At 61.6% G+C, this 26,512-nt stretch carries 26 protein-coding genes; 14 read left to right on the top strand and 12 right to left on the bottom strand.

All coding sequences use genetic code 11. From position 1 onward, the window contains the following. The first annotated feature begins 42 nt into the window (after positions 1–42). Both ACMGGG_RS15610 and sthA read left to right on the top strand, forming a co-directional pair. Positions 43–1,041 (top strand): FAD:protein FMN transferase, encoded by a 999-nt coding sequence (locus tag ACMGGG_RS15610; RefSeq protein ID WP_414154026.1) that lies wholly within the window; start codon positions 43–45, stop codon positions 1,039–1,041. 200 nt (positions 1,042–1,241) lie between these two features. Continuing rightward, complete coding sequence (sthA, locus tag ACMGGG_RS15605) at positions 1,242–2,636, top strand: Si-specific NAD(P)(+) transhydrogenase (protein WP_054894437.1); 1,395 nt, start codon at positions 1,242–1,244, stop codon at positions 2,634–2,636. A gap of 48 nt (positions 2,637–2,684) precedes the next feature. On the opposite strand, the gene ACMGGG_RS15600 is transcribed toward sthA, so the two are convergent. Beyond that, positions 2,685–3,401: a glycerophosphodiester phosphodiesterase gene (locus ACMGGG_RS15600; RefSeq protein ID WP_054894436.1), complete on the bottom strand. Its 717-nt coding sequence runs from the start codon at positions 3,399–3,401 to the stop codon at positions 2,685–2,687. A 31-nt stretch (positions 3,402–3,432) separates the two neighbouring features. Next, positions 3,433–4,017 (bottom strand): PilZ domain-containing protein, encoded by a 585-nt coding sequence (locus tag ACMGGG_RS15595; protein ID WP_063545625.1) that lies wholly within the window; start codon positions 4,015–4,017, stop codon positions 3,433–3,435. Positions 4,018–4,110: 93 nt separating this feature from the next. Here ACMGGG_RS15595 and ACMGGG_RS15590 point away from each other — a divergent pair, with 93 nt between their 5' ends. The 3 genes from ACMGGG_RS15590 to ACMGGG_RS15580 are packed head-to-tail and all read left to right on the top strand — an operon-like array spanning position 4,111 to position 7,353. Then, positions 4,111–5,361, top strand: a complete 1,251-nt coding sequence (locus tag ACMGGG_RS15590; RefSeq protein ID WP_054894434.1) for a lipoprotein-releasing ABC transporter permease subunit — start codon at positions 4,111–4,113, stop codon at positions 5,359–5,361. Positions 5,362–5,368: 7 nt separating this feature from the next. Next, positions 5,369–6,052: a lipoprotein-releasing ABC transporter ATP-binding protein LolD gene (gene lolD, locus ACMGGG_RS15585; RefSeq protein ID WP_172964760.1), complete on the top strand. Its 684-nt coding sequence runs from the start codon at positions 5,369–5,371 to the stop codon at positions 6,050–6,052. A gap of 56 nt (positions 6,053–6,108) precedes the next feature. Further along, on the top strand, positions 6,109–7,353 hold the full coding sequence (locus tag ACMGGG_RS15580) for a lipoprotein-releasing ABC transporter permease subunit (protein ID WP_063545623.1): 1,245 nt from the start codon (positions 6,109–6,111) through the stop codon (positions 7,351–7,353). 83 nt (positions 7,354–7,436) lie between these two features. On the opposite strand, the gene ACMGGG_RS15575 is transcribed toward ACMGGG_RS15580, so the two are convergent. Together ACMGGG_RS15575 and cinR are read right to left on the bottom strand one after the other, a co-directional pair. Continuing rightward, positions 7,437–8,774: a heavy metal sensor histidine kinase gene (locus ACMGGG_RS15575; RefSeq protein ID WP_414155817.1), complete on the bottom strand. Its 1,338-nt coding sequence runs from the start codon at positions 8,772–8,774 to the stop codon at positions 7,437–7,439. Further along, positions 8,771–9,451 (bottom strand): two-component system response regulator CinR, encoded by a 681-nt coding sequence (cinR, locus tag ACMGGG_RS15570; protein WP_063545622.1) that lies wholly within the window; start codon positions 9,449–9,451, stop codon positions 8,771–8,773. The genes ACMGGG_RS15575 and cinR overlap by 4 nt, the downstream gene beginning before the upstream one ends. 207 nt (positions 9,452–9,658) lie before the next feature. Here cinR and ACMGGG_RS15565 point away from each other — a divergent pair, with 207 nt between their 5' ends. Then, positions 9,659–10,153 carry a plastocyanin/azurin family copper-binding protein gene (locus ACMGGG_RS15565; protein ID WP_054894430.1) on the top strand — a complete coding sequence of 165 codons (495 nt, stop codon included), beginning with the start codon at positions 9,659–9,661 and terminating at the stop codon, positions 10,151–10,153. A gap of 67 nt (positions 10,154–10,220) precedes the next feature. Next, a complete protein-coding gene (gene queF, locus ACMGGG_RS15560; RefSeq protein ID WP_063545620.1) occupies positions 10,221–11,051 on the top strand; it encodes an NADPH-dependent 7-cyano-7-deazaguanine reductase QueF in 831 nt (276 codons plus the stop codon). A gap of 88 nt (positions 11,052–11,139) precedes the next feature. Here queF and ACMGGG_RS15555 read toward each other — a convergent pair whose 3' ends face one another. Both ACMGGG_RS15555 and ACMGGG_RS15550 read right to left on the bottom strand, forming a co-directional pair. Next, positions 11,140–11,403 (bottom strand): DUF4404 family protein, encoded by a 264-nt coding sequence (locus ACMGGG_RS15555; RefSeq protein ID WP_063545619.1) that lies wholly within the window; start codon positions 11,401–11,403, stop codon positions 11,140–11,142. 123 nt (positions 11,404–11,526) lie between these two features. Further along, positions 11,527–12,090 (bottom strand): phosphonoacetaldehyde phosphonohydrolase-related protein, encoded by a 564-nt coding sequence (locus tag ACMGGG_RS15550; RefSeq protein WP_414154024.1) that lies wholly within the window; start codon positions 12,088–12,090, stop codon positions 11,527–11,529. Positions 12,091–12,289: 199 nt separating this feature from the next. Between ACMGGG_RS15550 and ACMGGG_RS15545 the strand changes: the two genes are divergently transcribed. From ACMGGG_RS15545 to rssC, 5 genes are all read left to right on the top strand, one after another. After that, positions 12,290–12,997: a VacJ family lipoprotein gene (locus ACMGGG_RS15545; protein WP_414154023.1), complete on the top strand. Its 708-nt coding sequence runs from the start codon at positions 12,290–12,292 to the stop codon at positions 12,995–12,997. A gap of 142 nt (positions 12,998–13,139) precedes the next feature. After that, positions 13,140–14,048, top strand: coding sequence for a LysR family transcriptional regulator (locus ACMGGG_RS15540; RefSeq protein WP_414154022.1), 909 nt, complete (start codon positions 13,140–13,142; stop codon positions 14,046–14,048). 154 nt (positions 14,049–14,202) lie between these two features. Continuing rightward, positions 14,203–15,243, top strand: a complete 1,041-nt coding sequence (gene mgrA / locus ACMGGG_RS15535) for an L-glyceraldehyde 3-phosphate reductase (RefSeq protein ID WP_054894424.1) — start codon at positions 14,203–14,205, stop codon at positions 15,241–15,243. A gap of 330 nt (positions 15,244–15,573) precedes the next feature. Beyond that, on the top strand, positions 15,574–16,758 hold the full coding sequence (rssB, locus tag ACMGGG_RS15530) for a two-component system response regulator RssB (RefSeq protein ID WP_054894423.1): 1,185 nt from the start codon (positions 15,574–15,576) through the stop codon (positions 16,756–16,758). Continuing rightward, positions 16,755–17,237, top strand: a complete 483-nt coding sequence (rssC, locus tag ACMGGG_RS15525) for an anti-sigma factor antagonist RssC (protein WP_054894422.1) — start codon at positions 16,755–16,757, stop codon at positions 17,235–17,237. Before rssB ends, rssC begins: the two co-directional genes overlap by 4 nt. Positions 17,238–17,265: 28 nt before the next feature. Here the strand turns inward: rssC and ACMGGG_RS15520 are convergent, their stop codons facing one another. The 4 genes from ACMGGG_RS15520 to ACMGGG_RS15505 form a co-directional block, all read right to left on the bottom strand. Next, positions 17,266–19,158: an alkaline phosphatase D family protein gene (locus ACMGGG_RS15520; protein WP_414154021.1), complete on the bottom strand. Its 1,893-nt coding sequence runs from the start codon at positions 19,156–19,158 to the stop codon at positions 17,266–17,268. A gap of 201 nt (positions 19,159–19,359) precedes the next feature. Then, positions 19,360–20,286 (bottom strand): transaldolase, encoded by a 927-nt coding sequence (gene tal, locus ACMGGG_RS15515; RefSeq protein ID WP_063545613.1) that lies wholly within the window; start codon positions 20,284–20,286, stop codon positions 19,360–19,362. Between the two features lie 194 nt (positions 20,287–20,480). After that, the gene (gene dusA / locus ACMGGG_RS15510) at positions 20,481–21,491 is read right to left on the bottom strand and encodes a tRNA dihydrouridine(20/20a) synthase DusA (RefSeq protein ID WP_414154020.1); all 1,011 of its coding nucleotides are present in this window, start codon (positions 21,489–21,491) and stop codon (positions 20,481–20,483) included. Between the two features lie 287 nt (positions 21,492–21,778). After that, positions 21,779–22,468, bottom strand: a complete 690-nt coding sequence (locus tag ACMGGG_RS15505; RefSeq protein WP_414154019.1) for an SOS response-associated peptidase family protein — start codon at positions 22,466–22,468, stop codon at positions 21,779–21,781. 106 nt (positions 22,469–22,574) lie between these two features. Between ACMGGG_RS15505 and ACMGGG_RS15500 the strand changes: the two genes are divergently transcribed. Together ACMGGG_RS15500 and umuC are read left to right on the top strand one after the other, a co-directional pair. Then, positions 22,575–23,003: a LexA family protein gene (locus tag ACMGGG_RS15500; protein WP_414154018.1), complete on the top strand. Its 429-nt coding sequence runs from the start codon at positions 22,575–22,577 to the stop codon at positions 23,001–23,003. Further along, complete coding sequence (gene umuC, locus ACMGGG_RS15495; protein WP_414154017.1) at positions 22,993–24,264, top strand: translesion error-prone DNA polymerase V subunit UmuC; 1,272 nt, start codon at positions 22,993–22,995, stop codon at positions 24,262–24,264. Before ACMGGG_RS15500 ends, umuC begins: the two co-directional genes overlap by 11 nt. A 175-nt stretch (positions 24,265–24,439) precedes the next feature. Here the strand turns inward: umuC and ACMGGG_RS15490 are convergent, their stop codons facing one another. Both ACMGGG_RS15490 and ACMGGG_RS15485 read right to left on the bottom strand, forming a co-directional pair. Further along, entirely contained in the window at positions 24,440–25,072 is a 633-nt protein-coding gene (locus ACMGGG_RS15490; protein WP_414154016.1) for a hypothetical protein, read from the bottom strand. Beyond that, positions 25,062–26,126 (bottom strand): DUF262 domain-containing protein, encoded by a 1,065-nt coding sequence (locus ACMGGG_RS15485; RefSeq protein ID WP_414154015.1) that lies wholly within the window; start codon positions 26,124–26,126, stop codon positions 25,062–25,064. Before ACMGGG_RS15485 ends, ACMGGG_RS15490 begins: the two co-directional genes overlap by 11 nt. Positions 26,127–26,512: the final 386 nt, after the last annotated feature.

Raw genomic sequence — 26,512 nt, 5'->3', positions numbered from 1 at the left:
GTCCCAGGGTAGACGCGGCACAGGCAATCGAGAGTCTGAATCTTGCGCAAAGCCTTACTGCTTATCCTGATGCTGCTATCGGCCTGTGACCAGCAACCCACGCTGGAGCGCCTTGGCGGCCCGACCATGGGCAGCAGCTACAGCATCCAGTATGTTCGCAACCCCGGCGGCCCGGCACCGGACCAGGTGCGCGAAGCTGTCGAAACCATCCTGCATGAAATTGACGCGTCGTATTCCACCTACCGTGACGACTCTGTCGTCAGTCGCTTCAACCAGTTGCCGGCCAATCAATGCCTGGCCATCCCGCAGGACATGCTCGAGCTGGTCACCTTCGGCCAGCACCTGGCGGATGTGAGCGAGGGCGCTTTCGACCTCAGTGTCGAGCCACTGCTCAACCTGTGGGGTTTCGGCCCGCAGGCGCGTCAGGAGCAGGTGCCCGATCCTCAGGCCCTGGCCTTGGCCCGTCAGCGCGTAGGTTATCGTCACCTGCACATCGATGGCGAGCGCCTGTGCAAGGATGTCGCGCTGGAGCTGGACTTCAACAGTATCGCTGCCGGTCACGCCGTCGACCTGATCGCCGAGCGCCTGCGGGCGATGGGTATCGACAGCTTTGTCGCCGAAGCCACCGGGGAATTGCAGGCCGCAGGCCGCAAGCCTGATGGCAGCCCCTGGCGCATTGCACTGGAGCTGCCGCGCGAGGATCGCCAGATCGCTCGCCAGGTGATTGCCATCGATGGCCTATCGGTGTCGACCTCGGGTGACTACCGCAACTATTTCGAGGACAATGGCCGGCGCTATTCGCACACCTTCGATGCCCGTCTGGGGCGTCCGGTCGCCCACGGTCTGGCTGCGGTCACCGTGCTTGACCGCTCGGCACTGATCGCTGACGGTTACTCGACGTTGCTGCTGATTCTCGGGCCCGAGCGCGGCTGGGATTTTGCCGTGGCCCACGGCATCGCTGCCGTACTGGTGACCCGGGTCGAGGGTGGTTTCGTCTCCCGTTCCACGCCAGGTTTCCAGCGGGCGTTGAAAGGCGGGTGAAAGGCAGGGCACGGATGATCGCGGCCAGGGAAGCGGCGAAATGACATGTAGTGCAGGCAAAGATGGCCTACGACGCGACCAAGGGTTAATGTGCGCGGCGTTCACGCTTGATTAGACTGCACCCGAATTTTTTCATGGCGCCTCGGCGACATGATGAGCCCCGCGGCCAGCCGCGGCGGGCCAGTTCTGAAGGAGTACGCATGGCTGTCTACAACTACGACGTAGTGGTGCTGGGTTCCGGCCCGGCCGGAGAAGGCGCGGCAATGAACGCCGCCAAAGCGGGGCGCAAGGTCGCGATGGTCGACAGCCGTCGCCAGGTCGGCGGCAACTGCACCCACTTGGGCACCATCCCGTCCAAGGCACTGCGTCACTCGGTGCGGCAGATCATGCAGTTCAACACCAACCCGATGTTCCGTGCCATTGGTGAGCCGCGCTGGTTCTCCTTCCCCGACGTGCTCAAGAGCGCCGAGAAGGTGATTTCCAAGCAGGTTGCCTCGCGCACCGGCTACTACGCGCGCAACCGCGTAGACGTGTTCGTCGGCACCGGCAGCTTCGCCGATGAGCAGACCGTCGAAGTGGTCTGCCCCAACGGCGTGGTCGAGAAGCTCAACGCCAAGCACATCATCATCGCCACCGGCTCGCGCCCTTATCGCCCGGCCGACATCGACTTCCACCACCCGCGCGTCTACGACAGCGACACCATCCTCAGCCTGAGCCACACGCCGCGCAAGCTGATCGTCTATGGTGCCGGGGTGATCGGTTGCGAATACGCCTCGATCTTCAGTGGCCTGGGCGTGCTGGTCGAATTGGTCGACAACCGAGGCCAATTGCTGAGCTTCCTGGATTCGGAAATCTCCCAGGCGCTGAGCTACCACTTCAGCAACAACAACATCACCGTACGCCATAACGAGGAGTACGAGCGTGTCGAGGGCCTGGACAACGGGGTGATCCTGCACCTGAAGTCGGGCAAGAAGATCAAGGCCGACGCCTTGCTGTGGTGCAACGGCCGTACCGGCAACACCGACAAGCTGGGCCTTGAGAACATCGGTATCAAGGTCAACAGCCGCGGCCAGATCGAGGTCGACGAGAACTACAGCACCAGTGTGCCGAACATCTACGGTGCCGGTGACGTGATCGGTTGGCCGAGCCTGGCCAGCGCCGCCCACGACCAGGGCCGTTCGGCGGCCGGTAGCATCGTCGACAACGGCAGCTGGCGCTTCGTCAACGACGTACCGACCGGCATCTACACCATTCCGGAGATCAGCTCGATCGGCAAGAACGAGCAGGAGCTGACCCAGGCCAAGGTGCCGTACGAAGTGGGCAAGGCGTTCTTCAAGAGCATGGCCCGTGCGCAGATCGCCGGCGAGCCTCAGGGCATGCTGAAGATCCTGTTCCACCGCGAAACCCTGGAAATCCTTGGCGTGCACTGCTTCGGCTACCAGGCTTCGGAGATTGTCCACATCGGCCAGGCGATCATGAACCAGCCGGGTGAGCTGAACAATCTCAAGTACTTCGTCAACACCACCTTCAACTACCCGACCATGGCCGAAGCCTATCGGGTAGCCGCGTACGACGGTCTGAACCGGCTTTTTTGAGCGGCTCCGGCCGGTGGCCTGAGCCGGTCGGGGAGACCGATTTCAGCCCTACCCGAGGGTGGTCTTGGCCAAACCGGGAAAGTCTGTAATCAGGCTGTCCACGCCAAAATCGGCGAGTCGGCGCATCAGCGCCGGCTCGTTGACCGTCCACACCGACACATGCAAACCCTGCTTCTGCGCCTTGAGCAGGCGTTCGGGGGTGCACAGTGTCCAGTTCAGCGCGAGCATCTCGCAGCCGTAGTTCTGTGCCACTTTCAGTGGGTCGAGCCAGGCGTATTCGGCAACCAGCCCACGCGTGATGTCGGGCACCAGTTCCTGCGCTGCCCCCAGTACTTCCCGCGAGCTCGAGGTGATGGTCACCTTGTCGAGCAGGCCGTATTGTTGTGCCAGCTCGCGAATGGCCAGCACCGTGCTTGCTGCACGGGTGCGCGAAGCACTCTTGACCTCCAGCTGCCAGTGGGCAAAGGCGCATTTCTCGAACAGTTCTTCAAGGCGCGGGATAGGGCAGGGCTGCACATGTCCGGGGCCGCCCTTGCGCGCGTCGTAGGTAACCAGGTCCGCTGCCGGGTGTTCGACGACCTTGCCGCGTCGACCGGTGGTGCGCTTGAGGGTAGGGTCATGGATCACCATCAGCTCGTTATCGGCCGACAGGTGCAGGTCCAGCTCGCAACGGTCGACGCCGTGCGACAGGCACTGGCGGAAGCTGGTCAGGGTGTTCTCGGGCGCTTCGCCCTTGGCGCCGCGATGGCCGTAGATCAGGGTCACGTTCGTTCCTTCAGGTCTAAAGGGAAAAGGCTCAGGATGCCGGGTCGTCGTGTTCGAGTTGCTGGCGCCGCTGTTGTTGCTGACGCTGCAGGATATAGCGGGCCAGCAGCTGGCGCTGGGCATCGGTCATGTCGATGAATTCGGTGCCAACCTCGAAGCCGCCGTCGGCACGTGGGTCGCAGTGGGTGACGCGGCCACGCAGCAGCAGGCCGTGGGCGCGTGGCATCAGCACCATCTTCACCTTGACCCGGGTGCCGGGCGCGATCTGCTGCGCCTGGGCGAATTCGACACCGCCTTCGGAGATGATCACCCGCTGCGGCTGGCCGATCTCGCCGATCAGCGTTTGCGCGACCACCGCGCTGAGCAGGTCGAGGCGTTTGTTCTGGGCGCGCAGGAAGGCGGCCAGGGTGCGGTCCTTGTCGCTGAGCTGGCGCAACAGGTGCTGGGATTCGAAGTCCGACAGGTGCAGCTCGCTGAGCAGGTTGAACAGTGGTGAATCATCCTGCAACAGTTCTGGCTCAAGGGCTTCGGCCGCGCTCAGGGGGCTGATTTCCAGTGCGATCCTGTCTTCGATGCGGTAGTATTCCCGGCGATCTTCTTCGTCTAATGTCGTCATGGCGAACCCATGGTTGCGGCGGTGGTCCGAGTGTAAAGCCGCCGTAGGCGCCTCGCCACCAGGACGTTCCCTTTCATCCGAACAAGCCCCGACATGTTCAGACCTCTCTTCGTATTCATCGGTACGCGTTACACCCGTGCCAAGCGACGCAACCATTTCGTCTCGTTCATTTCCCTGACCTCGATGATCGGCCTCGCCCTGGGCGTGGTGGTGATGATCGTGGTGCTGTCGGTGATGAATGGCTTCGATCACGAGATGCGCACCCGCGTCCTTGGCATGGTCCCCCACGCCACCATCGAGGGCGACCAGCCCATCGGCGACTGGCAGGCCCTTGCTCAACAAGTAAAGCAGAATCCGCACGTGCAGGCGGTCGCGCCCTTCACACAGATGCAGGGGCTGCTTACCCATGACGGCAAGGTGCAGAAGATGCTGCTCAACGGCATCCAGCCGGACCGCGAGCGCGAGGTGTCGATCATCGACAACTTCCTGCAGCAGGGCAGCCTCGACCAGCTGGCGCCCGGCGAGTGGGGCATCCTCATCGGTGACAAGGCCGCCACCAAGCTGGGCGTTAAGGTCGGTGACAAGGTCACCTTCGTCGCCCCCGAGGTGAGCATCACCCCGGCCGGGATGTTCCCGCGCATGAAGCGCTTTACCGTGGTCGGCACCTTTCACGTCGGCGCTGGCGAGATCGATGGCTTCCTGGGCCTGACCAACCTCTCTGACCTTTCGCGCCTGCACCGCTGGAAGGCCGACCAGGTACAAGGCCTGCGCCTGAAGTTCGACGACCTGTTCAAGGCTCCGCGCGAGGCTTGGAGCATCGTCCAGCAGTTGGGCGAGCACCAGTACTACGCCCGCGACTGGACCCGCACCCAGGGCAACCTGTACCAGGCGATTCGCATGGAGAAGTCGATCATCGGCCTGCTCCTGCTGCTGATCGTCGCGGTGGCCGCGTTCAACATCATTTCCACCCTGGTGATGGTGGTCAACGACAAGCGCGGCGACATCGCCATCCTGCGTACGCTTGGCGCCACGCCCCGGCAGATCATGGCGATCTTCATGGTCCAGGGCACGGTGATCGGCGTGGTCGGCACGCTGATCGGCGCAGTGGTCGGGATCATCGCTGCGCTCAACGTCAGTGCGGCGATCGCGGGTGTCGAGACCCTGATCGGGCACAAGTTCCTCAATGCCGATGTGTACTTCATCGATTACCTGCCGTCGCAGATCATCGCCCAGGACGTGTGGATGGTCTGCGGTGCGGCACTGGTCCTGAGTTTCCTCGCCACCCTGTATCCGGCCTGGCGTGCCGCGCGCACCCAGCCTGCAGAGGCGCTACGTTATGAGTGAGTCGCGCATGAGTGATAAAGCCGTACTGAGTTGCCGCAACCTGGGCAAGTCCTATGACGAGGGGCCGGAGTCGGTGCAGGTGCTGTCGGGCCTGAGCCTGGAGCTGCACCCGGGGGAGCGGGTGGCCATCGTCGGTAGCTCCGGCTCGGGCAAGAGCACGCTGCTCAACCTGCTTGGCGGCCTCGACACGCCAACCCAGGGCAGCGTCTGGCTGGCCGGGGAAGAGCTTTCGGCGCTCGGCGAACGTGATCGCGGCTTGCTGCGCAACCGCGCCTTGGGCTTCGTCTACCAGTTCCACCACCTACTGGCAGAATTCACGGCCCTGGAAAACGTCTGCATGCCGCTGCTGATCGGTCGTACACCCATCCCGGAGGCGCGCCAGCGCGCTGAGGCGCTGCTCAAGCGTGTAGGCCTCAGCCATCGCCTGAATCACAAGCCTGCCGAACTGTCTGGCGGCGAGCGCCAGCGCGTGGCGATTGCCCGTGCGCTGGTCAACCAGCCGGGCCTGGTGATGCTCGACGAGCCCACCGGCAACCTTGACCACCATACCGCCCTGGGTATCCAGGAGCTGATGCAGGAGCTGTCGACGGCGTCGCGCACGGCGTTCCTGGTGGTGACCCACGACCTGAGCCTGGCACGCAAGATGGACCGTGTGTTGAGCCTGGAAGACGGTCGTCTGATCTCGATCTGATTGCATGGGGCCGCCTGCGCGGCCCCAATCTACTGTTCAACTGGGTGTTCGCGTACATGTTCAGACCCTTGCCCTTGTTCATCGGTGCCCGTTACACCCGTGCCAAGCGCCGCAATCACTTCATCTCGTTCATCTCCATGACCTCGATGATCGGCCTCTCTTTGGGCGTGCTGGCGATGATCGTGGTGTTGTCGGTGATGAACGGTTTCCAGCGTGAGATGAGCTCGCGCGTGCTGGGGCTGGTGCCGCATGCCAGCATCCTTGGCGTACAGCCGCTGGATAACTGGCAGCGTGTTGCCGAGGCCGCGCTGAAGAATCCGGCGGTGATCGCCGCGGCGCCCCTGACGGAAATGGAAGGCATGCTCTCCTACAAGGGGGCGATGCAGCCGATCCAGGTCAGCGGTATCGATCCGGCGCAGGAGGGCAAGGTCTCCATTGTCGGCCAGCATATCGTTCAGGGTGCCCTGCAAGCGCTGCAGCCCGGTGAGTATGGCGTGGTGCTCGGGGAGCTGACGGCGCGCCGTTTTCGCCTGAACACCGGTGACAAGGTCACCCTGATCGTGCCGGAGGTGAGCAGTGCGCCCGGTGGTATTACCCCACGCATGCAGCGGCTGACCGTGGTCGGCATCTTCAAGGTCGGTGCCGAGCTGGACGGTTCGCAGGCCTACATCCACATGGCCGATGCCGGCGAGATGCAACGCTGGGCACCGGGCCAGGTGCAGGGCGTACGCCTGAAGCTGCACGACCTGTATGCTGCGCCGCAGGTGTCCAAGGCGATCGCTTCGGGCCTGGGCGATGCCTACCGCGCCGATGACTGGTCGCACACCCAGGGCAGCTTGTTCAGCGCGATGAAGATGGAAAAGACCATGATCGGTCTGCTGTTGCTGATGATCATTGCCGTGGCGGCGTTCAACATCATCGCCACCCTGGTGATGGTGGTGAACGACAAGGGTGCCGACATCGCGATTCTACGCACCATCGGTGCGACGCCGGCGCAGATCATGGGGACCTTCATGGTCCAGGGCAGCCTGATCGGTATCGTCGGCACCCTGATTGGCGGGGTGTTGGGCGTGATCGGTGCGCTCAACGTCAGCGCCATCGTCGGTTGGCTGGAACGCACCAGCGGCCAGCATATCTTCACCTCCGACATGTACTTCATCAGCAGCCTGCCATCGCAGTTGCAGTGGGGTGATGTCGCGATCATCTGTATCGCCGGCCTGGTGATGAGTTTCCTGGCCACGTTGTACCCGGCGTATCGCGCATCGCAGATCGAGCCTGCGATGGCATTGCGTTACGAGTGACGTCGTGGTCTGCGCCTGAAGGTGGGCGCGATCCCTGCGCTGGCGCGAGCGTAAACGAAGCCCGCGCCAGCCGTTGCACTGCCTCAGCGCTTCGGGGGCAGGTCAATCACAAAGCGTGTCCATCCTCCTTCACAGTGAGCGTGAATCCCCCCGCCATGGGCCTGCACGATGGACCGGGTGATCGCAAGCCCCAGCCCTGCATGTTCGCTGCTGCCTTCATGGCGTGTCGGATCCTCTCGATAGAACCGGTCGAACAGGCGTGGCAGGGCCTGAGGTGCAATCGCGGGGCCGGTATTGGCGATCTCTATGTGCAGCCCCGGTGACAGCGTCACTTCGATGGTCCCGCCAGGTGGGGTGAAGCGCAGTGCGTTGTCCAGCAGGTTGGACATGGCCCGGCGCAGCATGTGCCGGTCGCCCTCTGTCTGTGCTTCACCGCGGCGTCGCAGGATGATGCCGGCATCTTCGGCCAGCGGCGCGTAGTACTCCAGCAGAGCATCGGTCTCGGTCGCCAGGTCCAAAGCCTGTCGGCTGGGCATCAGCAGGCCATGGTCGGCCTTGGCCAGGAACAGCATGTCGTTGACCATCTGCGCCATGTGTTGCAGTTCCTCGAGGTTGCCGTGAAGGGCTTCGCGGTACTCCTCCAGGCTGCGGGGGCGGGTGAGAGTGACCTGGGTGTGGGTGAGCAGATTTGACAGCGGCGTGCGCAGTTCATGGGCGATGTCGGCGGAAAACGCCGAGAGGCGCTGAAAAGCATCGTCCAGGCGTTGCAGCATGGCGTTGACGGTGTGGCCGAGCTCGGCGAGTTCTTCAGGCAGTTGCGCCACTGGCAGGCGCGTGGTCAGCGAGCGCGCATTGACGCTGGCGGCCACCGCGCCCATCTGGCGCAACGGTTGCAATCCGCGGCGCGCAGCCCAGGCGCCGAGTAGGGCTGTGGCCAGCGCGCAGAGCCCGACAGTCAGCCAGATCAACTGCTGCATGCGTTGCAGAAAGTGCTGGTGGTGGGTGATGTCGAGAAACAAGGTGATCTGGGCGTTTGGCAACGCCTGGCACAGGCTGCGGTAGTCCATGCCGTCACTGTGCAGGGTGGCCAGGCCCGGCTGACGGGGCTCCTGCGGCAAGCCTGCGCGGCTGTCGAACCACAGCGTACCGTCGTTGCCGCGGATACGCAGGGCCAGGTCCGACTGGTGGCTGAGCTCGCTGCGCAGCGTCGGCAGGTGGTCGTCCAACGCGGCGCGGGAGTCGACATCGGCCAGGTGCGCACGCAATTGCGAGAGGCGGGCGCTGAGCAACTGCTGGTCGAGCTCGACGAAGTGACGTTCACTGGCATGGCTGAACAGCAACCCGGCGCTCAGCGACACGGCGGCGGTGCAGGCCGCGAACAGCAGGGCCAGGCGCCCGCTGAGGGAGAGTCGGGGCATCAGTCGTGGCGCTCCTCGAGCACGTAGCCCATGCCGCGCACGGTATGGATCAGCTTGTTGGGGTGGTTGTCGTCGATCTTCAGGCGCAGGCGACGGATCGCGACCTCGATCACATTGGTGTCGCTGTCGAAATTCATGTCCCACACCTGCGAAGCGATCAGCGATTTGGGCAGCACCTCGCCCTGGCGCCGCAGCAGCAGCTCGAGCAGGGCGAACTCCTTGGCGGTCAGGTCGATGCGGCTGCCGGCGCGCTCGGCGCGGCGACGGATCAGGTCCAGGCGCAGGTCGGCCAGGGCCAGGGTGGTGTCCTGAGAAGGGCTGGCACCGCGGCGCAGCAGGCTACGTACCCGGGCCAGCAGCTCGGAGAAGGCAAAGGGTTTGACCAGATAATCGTCGGCCCCCAGCTCCAGGCCATGGACGCGGTCTTCGACAGCGTCACGCGCGGTAAGGAACAGTACCGGCGTGTCCAGCCCCGCCTGGCGCACCGCCTGAAGGATCTGCCAGCCATCCCGGCCCGGCAGCATGACATCCAGGATCAGCAGGTCGTGGTCGCCGGTGAGCGCGAGAAATTGCCCCGTTTCACCGTCACCGGCCAGTTCCGTGGCAAAACCGGCCTCGCTCAGGCCCTGGCGCAGGTATTGGCCGGTCCTGGCCTGGTCTTCGACGATCAGCAGTTTCATGCACTGTCCATTGTCAAAAAGGTAAGCGCACAAGCACTCCAGTTTTCATAGAACAGCCCGGAGTGTCGTGCCGCAGCATTGGCTCAAATGATACGTGACGATCGGCAAGCGCGCCCAAGCTGACAAACTTGTAATCTGCCTGTCAGCTAGCCGCCAGTCCCATGACCCTAGAGTGGCTCCATCTCTAGCGCACAAACCGGAGTTGCCATGAAACACCTGATCCTCGCCGCCACCCTCGCCGTGGCCAGCCTGCCGGTCTTCGCCGATGGCGCCAAGACCTTCGGCTTCGGCGAACCGGCGCCGGCCTCCAAGGCCACCCGTACCGTCGATGTGGTGCTCAAGGATATCGCCTTCGAGCCCAAGAGCCTGCAGGTCAAGGCCGGCGAGACGGTGCGCTTCGTGGTGATCAACGAAGGCAAGCTGGCTCATGAGTTCAACCTGGGTGACAAGGCCATGCACGTCGAGCACCAGAAGGAGATGGCGGCCATGGCGGGCATGGACCATGGCAACATGGCCGGGATGGACCACAGCCAGATGGGCCATGGCGGCAACGGGCATGATCAGGGCAACACTGTGCTGGTCCAGCCCGGGCAGCGCGCCGAGCTGACCTGGACCTTCCGCAAGTCGGCGCCCATCGAGTTCGCCTGCAATGTACCGGGCCACTATCAGGCAGGCATGGTTGGTCAGTTGACCATCGAGTGACATCATCCCCAAGGCGGGGTGCAAAACCGGTAGAATGGCGCCATTCCCGCGCTTTCAGGTCAGATACATGCATCCCGCCGCCGAACACTCCCCGCTGGGCAAGTCCAGCGAATACATCGCCACTTACACCCCGTCGCTGCTGTTTCCGATCCCACGCACGGCCAAATGGGCCGAGCTGGGTGTGACCGCGCAGACCCTGCCGTGGCAGGGCGTGGACTACTGGAACTGCTTCGAGCTGTCGTGGTTACTGCCCTCCGGCAAGCCGGTGGTGGCCATCGGCGAGTTCGCCATTCCGGCCGACTCGCCTAACATCATCGAGTCCAAGTCGTTCAAGCTCTACCTCAACTCGTTGAACCAGACGGTGTTCGCATCGACCGGCGAGCTGCAGGCGTGCCTGGAGAAGGACTTGTCCGCTGCTGCAGGCAAGCCTGTGAAGGTTCAGGTTCGAACGCTGGGTGAGGTCGAGCAGCAGGGTGTGGTGGCCTTGCCGGGCCAGTGCATCGATGGGCTGGACGTGAGCATCAGCAACTACGAGCAACCGCAGCCTGAACTGCTGCGCTGCGACTCGCAGCGTATCGTCGAGGAAACCCTGCACAGCCACCTGCTCAAGTCCAACTGCCCGGTCACCGGCCAGCCTGACTGGGGGAGTGTGGTGGTCGAGTACAAGGGGCGCGCGCTGGATCATGCCAGCCTGCTGACCTATCTGGTGAGCTTCCGCCAGCATGCCGACTTCCACGAGCAGTGCGTCGAGCGGATCTACCTGGACCTGCTGCGCCTGCTGCAGCCGGAGCATCTGACGGTGTATGCGCGTTATGTGCGTCGGGGTGGGCTGGACATCAACCCCTACCGCAGCAATCGGCCGATCAGTCCGAGCAACGGGCGGTTGGTGCGCCAGTAAGCGCAATGCTTGGGGGCGTTATACCCCCAGCGTAGCGCGAGGCCGCTCCCGCAGGTGATAACTGCAGGGGCGGCTCCTGGTGATGAAATCAGATCCCCATGCTGTGCAGCGAGTTGGCAATGCTGCGCAGCGTCGCCGTGAGGTCCGGGTGATCGGCTTCGAAACGCTCGATGGCCAGATTCACGCCATCGACCAGGTTGTTGTCTGGCGTGGCCTCTTCGAGCTTCAGTTGCGCTTCGATCTGTCGCGCTTCCTCATGCAGGCTGGCGAGTTCTTCTTCCGACAGCGGTACGTTTCGATCCAGTTGCTCGCGCAGGCTGTTCAGGCGCTCTTGCAATTCGCGGGCGGGCATTGGCTGTTCTCCATCAATGACTTGGCAAGCCATGGACCTCGGCGAAGCGGCAAAGGTTCTGGCCTGACCTCAAGCGTAATCCACTTGCTGGCGCTTTGCATGACCGGCATCAACGGCGCTGTGTCAGGGTTTTTCACCCTTGCGTCGGCGCTGAGCGATGTCCGCAAGGCAGGTGTCCAGTGACTCCAGGTGGTCAATCACCGAGTGCACGCCCAGGCCGAACAGTTCGAGGGTAGCCTTGCCGCGGGCCAACTCCTGCTCCTGCGTGCTCATGGCTTGCCACCGGCTCGATGCCAGGTCGCAGGTTGGGCTGCAGGCTGCAAGGCCGACCGTCCACAATCCGGCGTTCAGGCCCGACTGCAACAGGCGCGGCTCGCCACTGACCAGCACGCAGCCATCGAGGCGATCGCTGTTCAATGACATCAAGGCCTGCCAGCAAGCATTCGGTGAGGGCCATGGTGAACCGTTGGCAACCTGGCCGGGCAGCCAGTCGGGGAGCACGCGGGCCAGGTGCTCGCCCTGATGGTCGCTCAGGTCGTCCAGCCAGATGCAAGGTACTTGCTGGCGCCGCAGTTGTTGGAGAGTGTCCAGGGCACCTGGGGCGGGTAGGGGGCTGCCGTTCGCGGCCTGGACCAGGCAGCCGCGCAGGCCGAACAGCACAGCAGTGAGGGCGGGCGCTTCGTGCATGGCAACATCCCTGAAATACACCGCAGGCTAAACGCCCTTCATGACGGTCGGATGACAGTTGGAAGATGAAACTCTTGTTCACAAAATGTTGAACAAAGGTGTGTAATGCTGGCTGCCTGCCAGATTGCCTTTATACTGGCGCACTATCCAGCAGCGCCTTCAGGCGGCTGCCACCGTGAAATCCGATGGAGAAACATCTATGCAGAGGATCGGTGCCGGTGTGATCGAGCGAATCACCCAGGCCTGTGTCTGTGCCACTCTGTTGCTGGCGCCTGTGGCCGCCACCCAGGCGGCGACCGAGGAAGATCCCTGGGAAGTGGTCAATCGACCGATCTTCAGGTTCAACGACACCATTGATACCTACGCCCTCAAGCCGTTGGCCCAAGGCTATCAGGCGGTCACCCCGCAGTTCCTCGAGGACGGCATTCACAATGTCTTCCGGAACCTGGGCGACGTCGGCAACCTGGCCAACAATGTCCTGCAGCTCAAGCCTCGCGCCGCAGGCATCGACACGGCGCGGCTGATCGTCAATACCACGTTCGGCCTGGGCGGCTTCATCGACGTCGGGACCCGCATGGGGCTGCAGCGCAACGACGAAGATTTCGGCCAGACCCTCGGTTACTGGGGCGTGCCTAGCGGGCCATACGTGGTCATCCCGCTGCTGGGGCCGAGCACTGTGCGTGACGGCCTGTCCAAGTACCCGGACTCCTTCACCGAACCCTACCGCTATATCGATCATGTACCGACCCGCAACTCGATCTTCGCCCTGGACGTGATCGACACCCGCGCCAGCCTGCTGTCGGCAGAGAAGCTGATGCAGGGCGACAAGTACATCTTCATCCGCAACGCCTACCTGCAGAACCGCGAGTTCAAGGTCAAGGACGGGGAAGTCGAAGACGACTTCTGAGTCAGGCAAGCAGAAGAAGGCGACCGCAAGGGTCGCCTTCTTCGTTTTGGCGCAGTGTGAAAGTGATGCACCTGTGCGTTCAGCTTCTCCCTGATTGACGGCACAATGGCCGTCGTTCTCATTCTCAAGGGTGGCTGGCCCCATGGCGGCATTCAAGCGCTCCGATCTGGCGGACCTGAACGTATTCTTCACCATTGCACGTCGCGGCAGTTTCGTCGATGCCGCCAACGAGCTCGGACTGACCGCCTCGGCGTTGAGTCATACGATGAAGAAGCTCGAAGATCGCCTCGAAGTCCGCCTGCTCAATCGCACCAACCGCTCGATCGCGCTGACGGCCGCCGGCAGCGACCTCATGCAGTCCCTGGCCCAGGGCTTCGAAGCCATCGGCCACGGCCTCAATGCCCTCGAAGACCACCGCAAGGCGCCCGTCGGTCGCCTGCGCCTGAATATTCCCCATGACGCCGGGCGCCTGCTGATCCTGCCGGTGCTTGATCGGTTCCTGTCGCGCTTTCCCCAGGTACACCTCGACCTGGTGATGGACGACCGCATGCTCGACATCGTTGCCGAAGGCTTCGATGCCGGCATCCGCTTCGGTGCAACCGTGCCCCAGGACATGATCGCCATCCCGCTGACCGGCGTGTTGCGCTGGGTTGTGGTTGGCGCGCCGGCATACCTGGACAAGCACGGCCGACCCACATCGCCCGCCGAGCTCATGCAGCATCGCTGCATCCAGATGCGTATCGGCGACGATTCGGTCTACCCCTGGGAGCTGGGTGACGGAGAACGGCAGGTGCGCATCGAAGGGCCAGGGCCGCTGCGCTTGAACGCCAGCGACATGGCCATTGGCACCGCAGTTGCGGGGTTGGGCCTGGCGTACTGCCTGGAAATGCGCGTGCGCGAAGAGCTGCGCAGTGGTGCGCTGGAGGTGGTGATGCCGCAGTGGGCCTCCAGCGACGAGCCGCTGGTGATGTACTACCCCAGTCGCCGCCAGACGCCACCCGCCCTGCGTCAGCTGATCGAGTTGATTCGAGCCGATCAGGGCCTTTCATGAGCCTAGTCTGACTAAATGATGAAAATGGTTCAGCATGGCGCTGAGTTCTTTTCTGTCTGAAGTTCGCGCGTTTGCTGATTGAATGGATTCAGCGGTGGTCGCGCCGACAGGCTGCGCACTGCCTAGCATGTAACCAGACCAAGAGGTGGACTTGATGACTTATTTTGCCGATCCCGGTCGCTATGAGGGCGCCATGCCCTATCGTCGTGTTGGGCGCAGCGGCCTGGTACTGCCGGCCATTTCCCTGGGCCTGTGGCAGAACTTCGGCGGCGTGGATCAGTTCGAGACCGGCCGCAGCCTGCTGCGCCGTGCCTTCGACCGTGGTGTCACGCACTTCGACCTGGCTAACAACTACGGCCCGCCTGCCGGCTCCGCCGAAGAACACTTCGGGCGCTGGATGGCCCAGGATTTTGCCGCCTACCGCGATGAGCTGGTGATCTCCACCAAGGCTGGCTGGCACATGTGGCCGGGCCCTTACGGCGGCCCGACCGGCTCGCGCAAGCACCTGATCGCCAGTTGCGAGCAGAGCCTGCGACGCATGGGCCTGGATTATGTCGACATTTTCTATTCGCACCGGGTCGATGCCGACACACCGCTGGAAGAGACCATGGGCGCGCTGGCGCAGTTGCACCGCCAGGGCAAGGCCCTGTACGTGGGCATCTCCTCCTATTCGCCGGAGTTGACCCGCGAAGCTTCAGCAATCCTGGCTTCTGAAGGCGTGCCGCTGCTGATCCACCAGCCCAACTACTCGATGCTCAACCGCGATATCGAGCAGGGCTTGCTCGGCACGCTCGACGATCTGGGAGTCGGCTGCATTGCCTTCTCGCCGTTGGCCCAGGGCATGCTCACCGACAAGTATCTGCAGGGCGTGCCAAGCGAATCGCGCGCCACCCGGGGTGGTTCGCTGCCGTCGCGCATGCTCGGCGATGACAATCTGGCGCGAATCCGCGGCCTCAACGACATCGCCCAGGCCCGCGGCCAGACCCTGGCGCAGATGGCGATCGCCTGGGTGCTGCGTGATTCGCGGGTGTCCTCGACGCTGATCGGCGCACGTACGCTGGCACAGCTCGACGATTCCCTCGATGCGGTGGGCAATCTGCAGTTCACCCCTGACGAGTTGGCCGCCATCGACCGTCATGCCACAGACGGTGGCGTCGACCTGTGGAGTGTGTCGTCGCACATCGGTCGTCGCTGAAACCTGATCTTTTCCAGACCTGCCCGCGAGTAGCCAGGCATTTACATCCTGTAATTGTCTGGCTGCTCAAGGGCTTTTCTATACCCAACCGTATGCCAAACGGCCCTGCCAAATAACCGCTGGTGATTAGCACAGCGAACTCGACCCTCGTATGCTTGAAACGCCCCGCGGATGGGAGTACCGTCTGCGCCTTACAGGGCACCACTGCGATTTGCCGGACAGGTTTTCTTGTCCTACACCTCAAAGAGAAGTGGTCACAGAGTATTCCAGTAGCCGTCCGTCGCCCTTGCCGATGTCCGCTACGCCAACCAATCGGCGCCGTTCGCCCACATGCAGAAAACCAGTGCAACGCTGCTGATCATCGATGACGACGACGTGGTCCGTGCAAGCCTCGCCGCCTATCTGGAAGACAGTGGCTTCAGCGTCCTCCAGGCCGGTAATGGCCAGCAGGGGCTCCAGGTCTTCGAAGAACACCAGCCCGACCTCGTGATCTGCGATCTGCGCATGCCGCAGATGGGCGGCCTCGAATTGATCCGCCGGATCACCGAGCACGCTCCGCAGTTGCCCGTGATCGTGGTATCCGGTGCCGGCGTCATGAGCGATGCGGTCGAGGCCCTGCGCCTGGGCGCGGCCGACTACCTGATCAAGCCGTTGGAAGACCTTGCCGTGCTCGAGCACTCGGTGCGCCGTGCGCTCGACCGTTCGCGCCTGGTGCTCGAGAACCAGCGCTACCGCGACAAGCTCGAAGCTGCCAACCGGGAGCTGGAAGCCAGTCTGCACCTGCTGCAGGAAGACCAGACCGCCGGTCGCCAGGTGCAGATGAACATGCTGCCGGAAAAGCCGTGGACTGCGGGCGATCTGTCGTTCGACCACCAGATCATTCCCTCGCTCTACCTCTCCGGCGATTTCACCGATTATTTCCGCGTCGACGAGCGCCGCATCGCCTTCTACCTGGCCGACGTGTCCGGCCATGGCGCGTCTTCGGCCTTCGTCACCGTGCTGCTCAAGTTCATGACCACCCGCCTGCTGTTCGAATTCAAGCGCAACGGCAAGATGCGCGAGTTCAAGCCGTCGCAGGTGTTGGCGCACATCAACCGTGGCCTGATCAACTGCAAGCTGGGCAAGCATGTGACCATGGTCGGCGGGGTGATCGACGAAGATACCGGCCTGATGACCTACAGCGTCGGCGGCCACCTGCCGCTGCCTGTGCTCTATACCCCGGGGCAGGCCCGCTACCTGGAAGGCCGTGGCCTGCCGGTGGGGCTGTTCGATGAAGCCACCTACCAGGACCATGTGCTCGAGCTGCCGCCGCGCTTCAGTCTCACGCTCATGTCCGACGGCATTCTGGACCTTTTGCCCGGGGATACACTCAAAGATAAGGAAGCGGCCTTGCCGGAAATCGTCAAGACCGCGGGGGGCAGCCTGGACGGGCTGCGCCAACGATTCGGATTGGCTACGCTTGGGGAGATGCCGGATGATATCGCCCTATTGGTGTTGAGCAGGAACCTTCAATGAGTACCGGTAGAATCCAGTTCGCCGAGCAGAGCGGTACCTTCGTGCTGAAATTCGTCGGTGAAGTGCGCCTGACCCTGTGTTCGGCGCTGGATGCGACGATCGAGAAGATCTTCACCGCACTGAATTTCTCGGCCATCGTCATCGACCTGACCGAAACCGAAAGCATCGACAGTACCACCCTGGGCCTGCTGGCCAAGCTGTCGATCCTGTCGCGGCAGAAGGTCGGCCTGCTGCCGACTGTGGTCACCACCAACCCGGACATTTCCCGGCTATTGCAGTCGATGGGGTTCGACCAGGTATTCAACATCGTCGACCGTCCGCTGCCATGCCCGGATTGCCTGAGCGACTTGCCATCGCAGGATCAGAACGAAGAAGTGGTGCGCTCCAAGGTGCTGGAGGCGCACAAGATCCTCATGGGCCTGAACGACTCCAACCGCGAAGCGTTTCGTGATCTGGTGAGTGCGCTGGAGCGTTCCTGATTCGGCGCCAATGGCGCCCCGGGATCCGCTAGCGGTCCCTCTCACCACACCGCACGAACTCCGTCGCTTCATCGCCCTCGGCACTCAGCTGGACAACCCGCGCCGGCCGCCCCTGCTCGTCGAAGAATACCTCCCCCAGGCCCGCACCATTCCACAGCCGCTCCCCGGCCTTGCTTCGGCTTGGCACCCGAGGCACCACCTCCATCGATCGGCGCTGGGTGAACCAGTTGAGCGGCGAGCGCGGTGAGTACAGCCAGCGGTTCAGACGGTCGAGCACATCCAGCAGGCGCACTGGAAAGGTGTTCTTGATTCCGCTGCTGGTGACCTGCCACAGGTGTGGACTGCGTTGGCGGTGGCGGATCAGCACTTCGTAGACGAATGAATAATGCACGTCCCCGGACAGGATCACGTAGTGTCCCGGCGTGCGGGAATGGCGGAAGATATTCAGGATCACCTGAGCGGCGCCGCGATGGGCCATCCAGTTCTCGGCATCCACCAGCAGCGGGTAGCCCAGTGCAGTAAACACCCGCTGCACCGTCTCGATCAGCTTGACCCCGAAAATCGGCGCCGGTGACACGATGATCGCTGACGGATGATCGAGCAGGGCCTGCTGCAGTTCGCACAGCGCTTCCCAGTCAAGCAGCCCGGACGGCTTGCTCAGCTTGCGTTCGCTGCGCCAGCGTCGGGTGCGGGTGTCCAGTACGCGTAGCGGTGGGTCGCTGGGCAGGTCGTATTGCCAGCCTTGGAAATGCAGCAGATCACCGATCAGTGTATCCAGGGCCTCACCGTCCAGTGCGCCCTGCGGTGCATTTGCAGTCAGTGCCTGCAATCCCTCGACCAGCGTTGTGCAGCCCTTGGGGTCGTTGCCCCAGCCTTGGCACAGCAGGTAGCCGAGCAGGGCGTTGCCGATGATCCGACGCGAGAAGGGGTGGCCATAGGCGGTCTGCTCCCATTGCGCCGACAGGTTCCAGTCATCGGTGATGTCGTGGTCGTCGAAGATCATCAGGCAGGGCAGGTGTGCCATGACGCGCGCCACTTGGCCCAGGCCGTCGCGGAACGCCTCGATCAGCGGCAGTTCGTCCTGGTAGCGCTGCTGGCGCCTGACAGAGAGCCCTTCGGGCGCCTCCAGCCCCACCAGTGTCCAGGGTGTGGGTGACCAGACCAGCAGGTACATGGCCATGACCTCGGCGAAGGTCACCAGATGATTGTCGGCATTGCTCGACGAGAAGATCGGCTTGCGCTTGCCCCGGAAGAAACGCCGGCGCAGCGGCTCATTGCCCTGCTGGGCTGGCAGCAGGTCGGCGCGATGGTAGTAGCAGGCGGGATGACGATAGAGCGCCTGGCCGCTGTCGACCAGCGCGCCGTCGAGAGGCTCGTCGAACAGCTTCAGGCGTTCGATCAAGCCGTGGATGGCCTTGAGGGTGGGGCCGGCCACATCGTCGGCATACACCTGGTCGCCGGTCATCATCAGCAGTGCCGGGCGTTGTTCAGGGGGTGGGTTGTCGAGCAGCAGGCGGTCGGCGCAGAGCAGGCCGTCGGCGGCGGGGTGATGGGGTTTGCGGCACGAGCCGTGCAGCAATGGATCGATACGCTTGCGCAACACGAAGCTCGGACGACTGGCACCTGGGTACAGCAGGTGCGGCGCCCAGTCGGCGATGCCCTGATCATTGTCCAGGTGCAGGTCGTACTCCAGCAGCACATCTTCGGGCAAGGGCTGGTCGAAGTGCAGGTTCAGCAGGTGTACATGAGCATGTTCGCCGATGGCGACGACCTGGCACTCCAGTTGGCTGCCGACGTGCGGGCAGTCCAGCACGAACTTGGGGTTCAGTGGTCGTGAAGCGACCAGCCAGATGGCCAGGCGTTGCGGTTCCAGGCGGCGCAGCACGGGGCCGGCGAGGACGAGGGGGAGGGTGGTGGTCATTGCTTCCATCTGTTGGGAGGCTGCCGGCCCATCGCGGGACAAGCCCGCTCCTACAGCAGCACCTATTCCGTGGCAGGGCACATGCTTCTGTGGGAGCGGGCTTTTACCGCGATGGGCCGGCAGCTTCTTTTTCGAATACACAAACGCAAACGGGCGGGAAATACTCAGTACTTCCCGCCCGTTCCACAACTCGGATATGTGTCAGCCTTTGTCGGCCATCAACGCCTCGAGCTTTTCCTGGTCGCGTGCAAACTGGCGAATGCCTTCGGCCAGCTTCTCGGTGGCCATGGCATCCTCGTTCATCGCCCAGCGGAACTGGCTCTCGTTCAGCACTTGCTTGGCTTCGCCGGTATTGCCCGGCTTGAGGATGCGCGGCAGCTCGCCTTGGTCGTCGCTCAACTGTTGCAGCAGCTCCGGGCTGATGGTCAGGCGATCGCACCCGGCCAGTTGCTCGATCTGCCCGACGTTGCGGAAGCTCGCGCCCATGACCACGGTGTCGTAGCCGTTGGTCTTGTAGTAATCGTAGATGCGTGTCACCGACTGCACGCCTGGATCCTCGGCGCCGACGTACTCTTTGCCGGTGCTCTTCTTGTACCAGTCGTAGATGCGGCCCACGAACGGCGAGATCAGGAACACCCCGGCATCGGCACAGGCCTGGGCCTGGGCGAAGGAGAACAGCAGCGTGAGGTTGGTCTGGATGCCTTCCTTTTCCAGCTTCTCGGCGGCGCGGATGCCTTCCCAGGTGGAGGCCAGCTTGATCAGCACGCGATCCTTGGAAATACCGGCAGCTTCGTACAGGGCGATCAGCTGGCGTGCCTTGTTCAGCAACGCCGGCTCATCGAACGACAGGCGTGCATCCACTTCGGTGGAGATACGCCCGGGGATGACCTTGAGAATGCCCGCGCCCACGGCCACCGCGAATTTGTCGCAGGCCAGGTCGACGTTGCCCTTGGCATCAGCCTTGACCTGTTTGAGCAGGTCGGCGTAACCCGAGATGGCCGCGGCCTTGAGCAGCAGCGACGGGTTGGTGGTGGCATCGACCGGCTTGAGGCGGGTGATGGCATCCAGGTCCCCAGTGTCGGCGACCACGGTGGTGAACTGCTTGAGTTGTTCCAGCTTTGAGGTCATGGGCGTGCTCTGTCCTGATGCTCTGTCCTGTGAGTGTTTTGACATTACCCGAGCCCTGGCGGCCACTCAAGGCCAAACACCGGCTAAGGCTATCCTGCGTCATGGGGGCGCGGGCTGGCCCCGCGATGGCCACATGGCAGCCCCTGGATGGGGCGTCGACTCCCCCTTCGAGTCCAGCCCCCGCCCAGGGTTCCCTAGCGTCCGGCCAGCAACTCTGCCGCTTGCTCGACCACCTTCAGCGGCTCGGCCGCCTTGTGAATGTCTGCCGACAGCAACTGGCGGAACCGCCGCGCCCCCGGGAAGCCCTGGCCCAGGCCGAGGATATGCCGGGTGATGTGATGAATGGCCCCACCACTCTCCACATGCGCCACCAGATACGGCATCAGCCGCGCCATCGCCTCGCTGCGCGTCACGACGGGCGCGTCGCTGGCGAACAGCTGTTGATCCACCTCGGCCAGCAGGTACGGGTTGTGGTACGCCTCGCGCCCCAGCATCACGCCGTCGAAGGTCTGCAGGTGCGTGCGGCATTCGTCGAGCGTCTTGATACCGCCGTTGAGCACCAGCTCAAGGTCCGGGAAGTCCTGTTTCAACTGCGCCGCCACCTCGTAGCGCAGCGGCGGCACCTCGCGGTTCTCCTTCGGCGACAGGCCCTCGAGGATCGCGATTCGTGCATGCACGGTGAAGCTGCGACAGCCCGCGTCGCGCACCTGGCCGACGAAGTTGCACAGCTCGGCATAGCTGTCGCGGCCATTGATGCCGATGCGGTGCTTGACCGTCACCGGAATCTCGACCGCGTCGAGCATCGCCTTGACGCAGTCGGCCACGAGCGCCGGGTGGCCCATCAGGCAGGCGCCGATCATATTGTTCTGCACCCGGTCGCTGGGGCAGCCGACGTTGAGGTTGACCTCGTCGTAACCCGCCTCCTGCGCCAGACGAGCGCAGGCGGCGAGTTCAGCCGGGTTGCTGCCGCCCAACTGCAGCGCCAGCGGGTGCTCGGACTCGTCATGACGCAGGAAACGCGCCGCATCGCCGTGGAGCAGGGCGCCGGTGGTGACCATTTCGGTGTAGAGCAGGGCGCGTTGGGAGAGCAGGCGCAGGAAGTACCGGCAGTGGCGGTCGGTCCAATCCATCATGGGTGCAACGCTGAACCGGCGGGAGGGTTCAGGGCGCGTGGTTTGTGGCTTTGAGGCTATTTCTAGGGGCATTCTGTTCTACACGGTTTGTACCATTTTCCGGGGTTTTCAGGTGTTTTGGAGTGACAGTGGCGCGATATACCACCGCCAATCACCCTTGTACCACCGGAAAATATGGCAACGATCAAAGCAAGGAAAAAGGCCGATGGAACGGTCAGCTATACCGTCCAGATCGGCCTCAAGATAAAAGGTGTCCTAGTCTACCAAGAGTGTCAGGCGTTCGCCCGAACGCAAGTAACTCAGGCCAGGTACCAAGACAGGCGCAAGAGCTGTCCGAGGACTGGCTGAGGCTCTTTCAATCAATCCGCAGGTAATATCAATTCAGGACCCTGGTTGCGGACACTGCCTACATCCTTACGGACTGCATGCCACTTGAAATCACCTGCGGCTCGGCAACCGGTACGCACTATCTCTTCTGCGCGCTCCATTGATGTATCTGGCGAGAGCCACTCACGAGCAACCTCGGGCGAGAGCACAAGAGGTTTGCGGTCGTGTATATCGACGAGACCTTGGTCAGCTGCAGCGGTGATGATCACGAAGCCGTCCCGTTCGTCTGGTTCAAGTGCTGGGTGAGCTTCGGCCAGCGCCGCGAAGAACAGCGGGGCTTCGTCCGTTGCCTGGATGTAGTAGGGTTGCTTGCGCTTTGGGTCCGCAGGATCGGCTATCCACTCGTACCAGCCATTCGCCGGTGCCAAGGCTCGGCCATTCGGCCAAAGCGCCTTGAAGAACTTTCCCGTCACCACCGTTTCTGCCCGCGCATTGATCGGGTCAGGACGCTTCCCCTTCGCCCAAAACGGCGCCCATCCCCATTTCACTCGATCCACCCTCAACCCTTCCGGCGCAGGTCGAATCACCTCCACTCGGGTGGAGGGTGCGACGTTGTATCGATTGATCTGCTCGTGGTCATAGCCATTGATCACGACCAGGTCGAGGCTCAACTGTCGGAGGTAGTTGTCCATGGATTCGTAGATCGAGTAACGCCCGCACATACCTCACCTCGCTCGTTCGTCGGCTTCCACCCCCCTCACGTTGACGGGGGAAAGATCTAACAGTTAACTGTACATATATACAGTTATCTATCTGGAATAACCCCTCATGACCATCACTTTCCTGGGAGTCCCGACCGGTGGCCCTGCATTGCTGCCCGTGTACTCGTTTCGAGTGCCCGCAGGCTTCCCCTCGCCAGCGGCGGATCATCTGGAACGTCACATCTCACTCGATGAGCTATTCGAGCTACGGGCGCCCCATGTGTACCTGGTGCAAGTGGAGGGCGACAGCATGCAGGGCGCTGGCATTTTTTCCGGCGACCTTCTTATCGTAGACCGCAGCAAGGAAGCAGAGCATGGCGACATCGTGATCGCTGCGGTCAACGCCGAGCCCGTCTGCAAGCGCCTGCAAAATCGGGGTGGGGTGGTGATGCTTCAGTCCGAGAACCCCAGTTATCCGCCCCGGTACGTGATGGAGGGCGATGACCTGGTCATCTGGGGTGTTGTTCGCTACAGCGTGCGCGATCATGCGCAGTGACCGAGTGTTCGCGTTGATCGATTGCAACTCGTTCTACGCGAGCTGCGAACGCGTGTTCCGGCCGGATCTGGCCAAGACCCCTATCGTGGTACTGAGCAACAACGACGGCTGCGTGATCGCGCGCAGCTATGACGCCAAACCGTTCGTGAAGATGGGCGAGCCATACTTCCAGTGTCGCGAGAAGCTGAAGCGGCACGGCGTGGTGGCGTTCTCCTCCAATTACGCGCTGTATGGCGACATGAGTGAGCGCGTAATGTCGATCATCGAATCGATGGTGCCTGCGGCTGAGGTCTATTCGATCGACGAATGCTTCGCCGATCTCACAGGCGTGCAGGGCAGCTTGACCCAGTTCGGCCGCGAGATACGGGCCAAGGTGTTGCAACGTACCGGCATACCTGTCGGTGTCGGCATCGCACGCACCAAGACCCTCGCGAAGCTGGCCAACCACACCGCAAAGCGGCTGCAGGCACACACGGGCGGTGTGGTCGATATCACGACGGATTTCGAGCGTGACTGGGTGCTGCGTAATACCGAGATCAGGGAGGTGTGGGGTATTGGGCGGCGGATGACCGAGCACCTGCAGAGCATGGGGATTCAGAAAGCCATGGACCTGGCAAAGGCTGACCCGCGCATGTTGCGGGACAAGTTCAGCGTGGTGGTGGAGAAGACCGCGCGCGAGCTGGCTGGCGTTCCCTGCCTCGAACTGGATGAGGCAGCACCCCCGAAGCAGGAGATCTGCTGCAGCAGGATGTTCGGCAAGCGGCTGAGTGAGCTTGCCCCGATCAAGCAGGCTGTGGCCACATACGCCGGGCGAGCGGCTGAAAAGCTTCGGGCGCAGGGCTCGGTATGCAAGCGCATGCGAGTAAGTATCCGTACAGGCATGTTCAACCCTGATGAGCTGCACCATGCGCAGGGAGCGATTGTGGAGTTGCCTTATCCCACGAACGATACGTTGCTGCTCACCAGGGCGGCGACAAACGCGGTGGAGCGAGTTTTCAGGGAGGGCTACCGGTACAGCAAGGCCGAAGTGCTGCTGCTCGATTTGCGGCAGCCAGGTGAATTCACGGATGATCTTTTCGCGATCACGCAGCCTTTGGCGAGCGACAAGCTGATGTCGGTGGTAGACCAGATCAACGACCGGTATGGGCGGGGGACAATGAGGGCGGGCAGCGTCCCCCGCAGCCCCGATTGGGGGATGCGCCGCGAGCTCATGAGTAGGTCATATACCACTCAGATTGATCAATTGTGGCGAGTTCGGTAGAGGGGAGTGGGTGCAAAAATAGGGCAAACCGAGCGCCATTCCATGCCCCTCTATGCCACATTTGGGCTTTGCTCGCAGACATAAAAAGCGCTCAAGCCTTGTATATAGGGCTGGGGCTTTTTCTCGTTAATACTCCAGCACAATCGGTATGAGTAAGGAATCGGGGTGGCGGCATCTATAACTCTGCCGGTTCCATCATTGCTATCAATGCTTGCGTGAGAATATTCATGTAGAAATCGATGTATAGAATTCTTTGTCGTGTATGTTTCATTCTCAGGAACTGCCCGGGACTGAGGTCAAATAGGCGCTCGGTTCCAAGCATGTTTCTCTGGACTATTCTGAATTGCTGTATTGCTTCGGGTGAGTTATGAGCAATACGGTTGCGTACTCGTTCACCATCGCTTAGAAATTGGCTATTGGCTGATACTACGACTGCCAATGGCCATCCCTCTCGCATGTAAAGTTTTGCTGTTTTGGCTAGGCTATCTGCCTGTGCCCAGCTGATAAATTTGTTTGCGCCTTTAACTATATTGCGTGCAAGGGCTCGATCTGTAGTGTTCAAGTGGCTGGTGGGTTGAAGATTGTTTAGCGTGATTCCCCCCGTTGCATAGTGCAGAAATATTTGCTCAACATCGTTTTCATATGCAGTGAAAGCTCTTAGGAAGATGGCCTCCACCGATGCGTCTGTGGCTATATCAGTACTGTTAATGTCTGTGGGGGCCACTGGAATGTTGGCAGTTATCTCCATAAAGGAGGTATGTCTCTGAATTATAGAGTCGCGGAGTTCCACCATTTCTTCAGGCGTCATGGATGGCTTCCAATACAAAGCGCGCTCGCTCGCGGCGTGCCTCTGTGTCGGTAGTCCTTCGTTGCGCGAAGTTTATATATCGTGCGAAAGCGGCTGGTACATCTTCATCCGTATTTTCAGTGTACTGGTCATATAAAGCACTCAACTGGTCAAGCTCTGCACGCCAGCGACCGAGGCTTTGACTGTTGAGCTCAGGCCGAGGGGCGTCTTCAAGACCGCGCAGCGGCCTGATTGAGTTTGCTACACAGGTAAATAGTGTATAGAACCAGTGCGGGCGAGCCCAGTTGGTATTTTTTAGTTCCTCGGGCGGGTATATAGCTCCGATATACTGCATTGTCTCGTTGAAAGTCGAGATGGCGTCACGAATTTCTTGAGGTACGCTTTCTTCCTTTTCGTATTCTTTGTAATATTTTTCGATATTTTTTACTGTCTGGACACCGCCAGTAATAGCGACTAGTAAGTCGGAGGCTAGCTGCGCTTCGCCCATTCGGCTAACGGCCTTCTCTGTCAAGATACTGCCTTCTAGCATGTAGCCTACGTAGGAGAATCCCAGCTCATATGCTGATGTTTTGAATGTCCCCAGATATTTTGCATTTAGTTTTTCTTGGGTGTTCAGAGTGACGGAGTAAGTGTTAATCCTGGCGAAGATGTCGAGCATGTCAGCTAGGCTTAGGTTGTAAAGAAGATCGACGCCAACTTCGTATTGTAGGATAGATCCTTGAACGTCTTCGTCTAATTCATCAAATTTTTGTCCGGCGTATTCCTCGTTGTGGGCGCTGAGTACTGTAAAGTTGCCGGCTACAAACTCAAGTATTGTTCGAATCCGCTGTTGTCCATCCACAACTGTACGAACGTTTTTTTTGCCGATAAGGTCTTGCGTAAGAAGAACCTTCGGCATTGGTTTTCCACGTAAAATGGTGTCAATTAGAAACGACTTGGCTGCACGAGTCCATACTCCTCGCCGCTGAAACTTTGGCGATAGATCTAGAAGATTCGATGCATCCCATTCAAGAAAATCGGCGATGCTGTACGACCTTGCGTCAAATTGCTTCATCTTATCTATCCATGTCGTGGTGCATTGAAAAGGCAGCTGCCTGATACTAACGAGTAGCTGTAGCTTAGGGATTTTAGGCGAAAAAAGCACCTGACTTGCAGGGCGAGCGTTACCCCCATTAGGGAATGTGAGGAGGCAGGGGAGGATTGACCTACGTCCGGCTAAGCAGGTGTGGAGCGTAGTTGGTACAGAATTGGTACGCAGAGAAATGCGTCAGGCTAGAGCTCGCGTGAATTAGGGATTTTGAGAAGTAGATACCCAATCCATCATGGGTGCAACGCTGAACCGGCGGGAGGGTTCAGGGCGCGTGGTTTGTGGGTTTGAGGCTTGTGAAGCAGTGCGTTCGTTCAACGTATTCAGTACCGATTACCGACAATTTTGTCGCG

The sequence above is a fragment of the Pseudomonas sp. BNK-44-b genome (genome assembly GCF_047456245.1).
Taxonomy (GTDB): domain Bacteria; phylum Pseudomonadota; class Gammaproteobacteria; order Pseudomonadales; family Pseudomonadaceae; genus Aquipseudomonas; species Aquipseudomonas machongensis.
The sequence above is the reverse complement of the archived record's forward strand: the minus strand, read 5'-3'. Positions and strand labels throughout refer to the sequence as shown.

Excerpts from the sequence above, each read along its gene's own strand:
- sthA (WP_054894437.1), top strand. The coding sequence starts at position 1,242 with ATGGCTGTCTACAACTACGACGTAGTGGTGCTGGGTTCCGGCCCGGCC.
- ACMGGG_RS15595 (WP_063545625.1), bottom strand. The coding sequence starts at position 4,017 with ATGACGACATTAGACGAAGAAGATCGCCGGGAATACTACCGCATCGAA.
- ACMGGG_RS15590 (WP_054894434.1), top strand. The coding sequence starts at position 4,111 with ATGTTCAGACCTCTCTTCGTATTCATCGGTACGCGTTACACCCGTGCC.
- lolD (WP_172964760.1), top strand. The coding sequence starts at position 5,369 with ATGAGTGATAAAGCCGTACTGAGTTGCCGCAACCTGGGCAAGTCCTAT.
- ACMGGG_RS15580 (WP_063545623.1), top strand. The coding sequence starts at position 6,109 with ATGTTCAGACCCTTGCCCTTGTTCATCGGTGCCCGTTACACCCGTGCC.
- cinR (WP_063545622.1), bottom strand. The coding sequence starts at position 9,451 with ATGAAACTGCTGATCGTCGAAGACCAGGCCAGGACCGGCCAATACCTG.
- ACMGGG_RS15565 (WP_054894430.1), top strand. The coding sequence starts at position 9,659 with ATGAAACACCTGATCCTCGCCGCCACCCTCGCCGTGGCCAGCCTGCCG.
- queF (WP_063545620.1), top strand. The coding sequence starts at position 10,221 with ATGCATCCCGCCGCCGAACACTCCCCGCTGGGCAAGTCCAGCGAATAC.
- ACMGGG_RS15555 (WP_063545619.1), bottom strand. The coding sequence starts at position 11,403 with ATGCCCGCCCGCGAATTGCAAGAGCGCCTGAACAGCCTGCGCGAGCAA.
- ACMGGG_RS15550 (WP_414154024.1), bottom strand. The coding sequence starts at position 12,090 with ATGCACGAAGCGCCCGCCCTCACTGCTGTGCTGTTCGGCCTGCGCGGC.
- ACMGGG_RS15545 (WP_414154023.1), top strand. The coding sequence starts at position 12,290 with ATGCAGAGGATCGGTGCCGGTGTGATCGAGCGAATCACCCAGGCCTGT.
- ACMGGG_RS15540 (WP_414154022.1), top strand. The coding sequence starts at position 13,140 with ATGGCGGCATTCAAGCGCTCCGATCTGGCGGACCTGAACGTATTCTTC.
- mgrA (WP_054894424.1), top strand. The coding sequence starts at position 14,203 with ATGACTTATTTTGCCGATCCCGGTCGCTATGAGGGCGCCATGCCCTAT.
- rssB (WP_054894423.1), top strand. The coding sequence starts at position 15,574 with ATGCAGAAAACCAGTGCAACGCTGCTGATCATCGATGACGACGACGTG.
- rssC (WP_054894422.1), top strand. The coding sequence starts at position 16,755 with ATGAGTACCGGTAGAATCCAGTTCGCCGAGCAGAGCGGTACCTTCGTG.
- ACMGGG_RS15520 (WP_414154021.1), bottom strand. The coding sequence starts at position 19,158 with ATGACCACCACCCTCCCCCTCGTCCTCGCCGGCCCCGTGCTGCGCCGC.
- tal (WP_063545613.1), bottom strand. The coding sequence starts at position 20,286 with ATGACCTCAAAGCTGGAACAACTCAAGCAGTTCACCACCGTGGTCGCC.
- dusA (WP_414154020.1), bottom strand. The coding sequence starts at position 21,491 with ATGCCCCTAGAAATAGCCTCAAAGCCACAAACCACGCGCCCTGAACCC.
- ACMGGG_RS15505 (WP_414154019.1), bottom strand. The coding sequence starts at position 22,468 with ATGTGCGGGCGTTACTCGATCTACGAATCCATGGACAACTACCTCCGA.
- ACMGGG_RS15500 (WP_414154018.1), top strand. The coding sequence starts at position 22,575 with ATGACCATCACTTTCCTGGGAGTCCCGACCGGTGGCCCTGCATTGCTG.
- umuC (WP_414154017.1), top strand. The coding sequence starts at position 22,993 with ATGCGCAGTGACCGAGTGTTCGCGTTGATCGATTGCAACTCGTTCTAC.
- ACMGGG_RS15490 (WP_414154016.1), bottom strand. The coding sequence starts at position 25,072 with ATGACGCCTGAAGAAATGGTGGAACTCCGCGACTCTATAATTCAGAGA.
- ACMGGG_RS15485 (WP_414154015.1), bottom strand. The coding sequence starts at position 26,126 with ATGAAGCAATTTGACGCAAGGTCGTACAGCATCGCCGATTTTCTTGAA.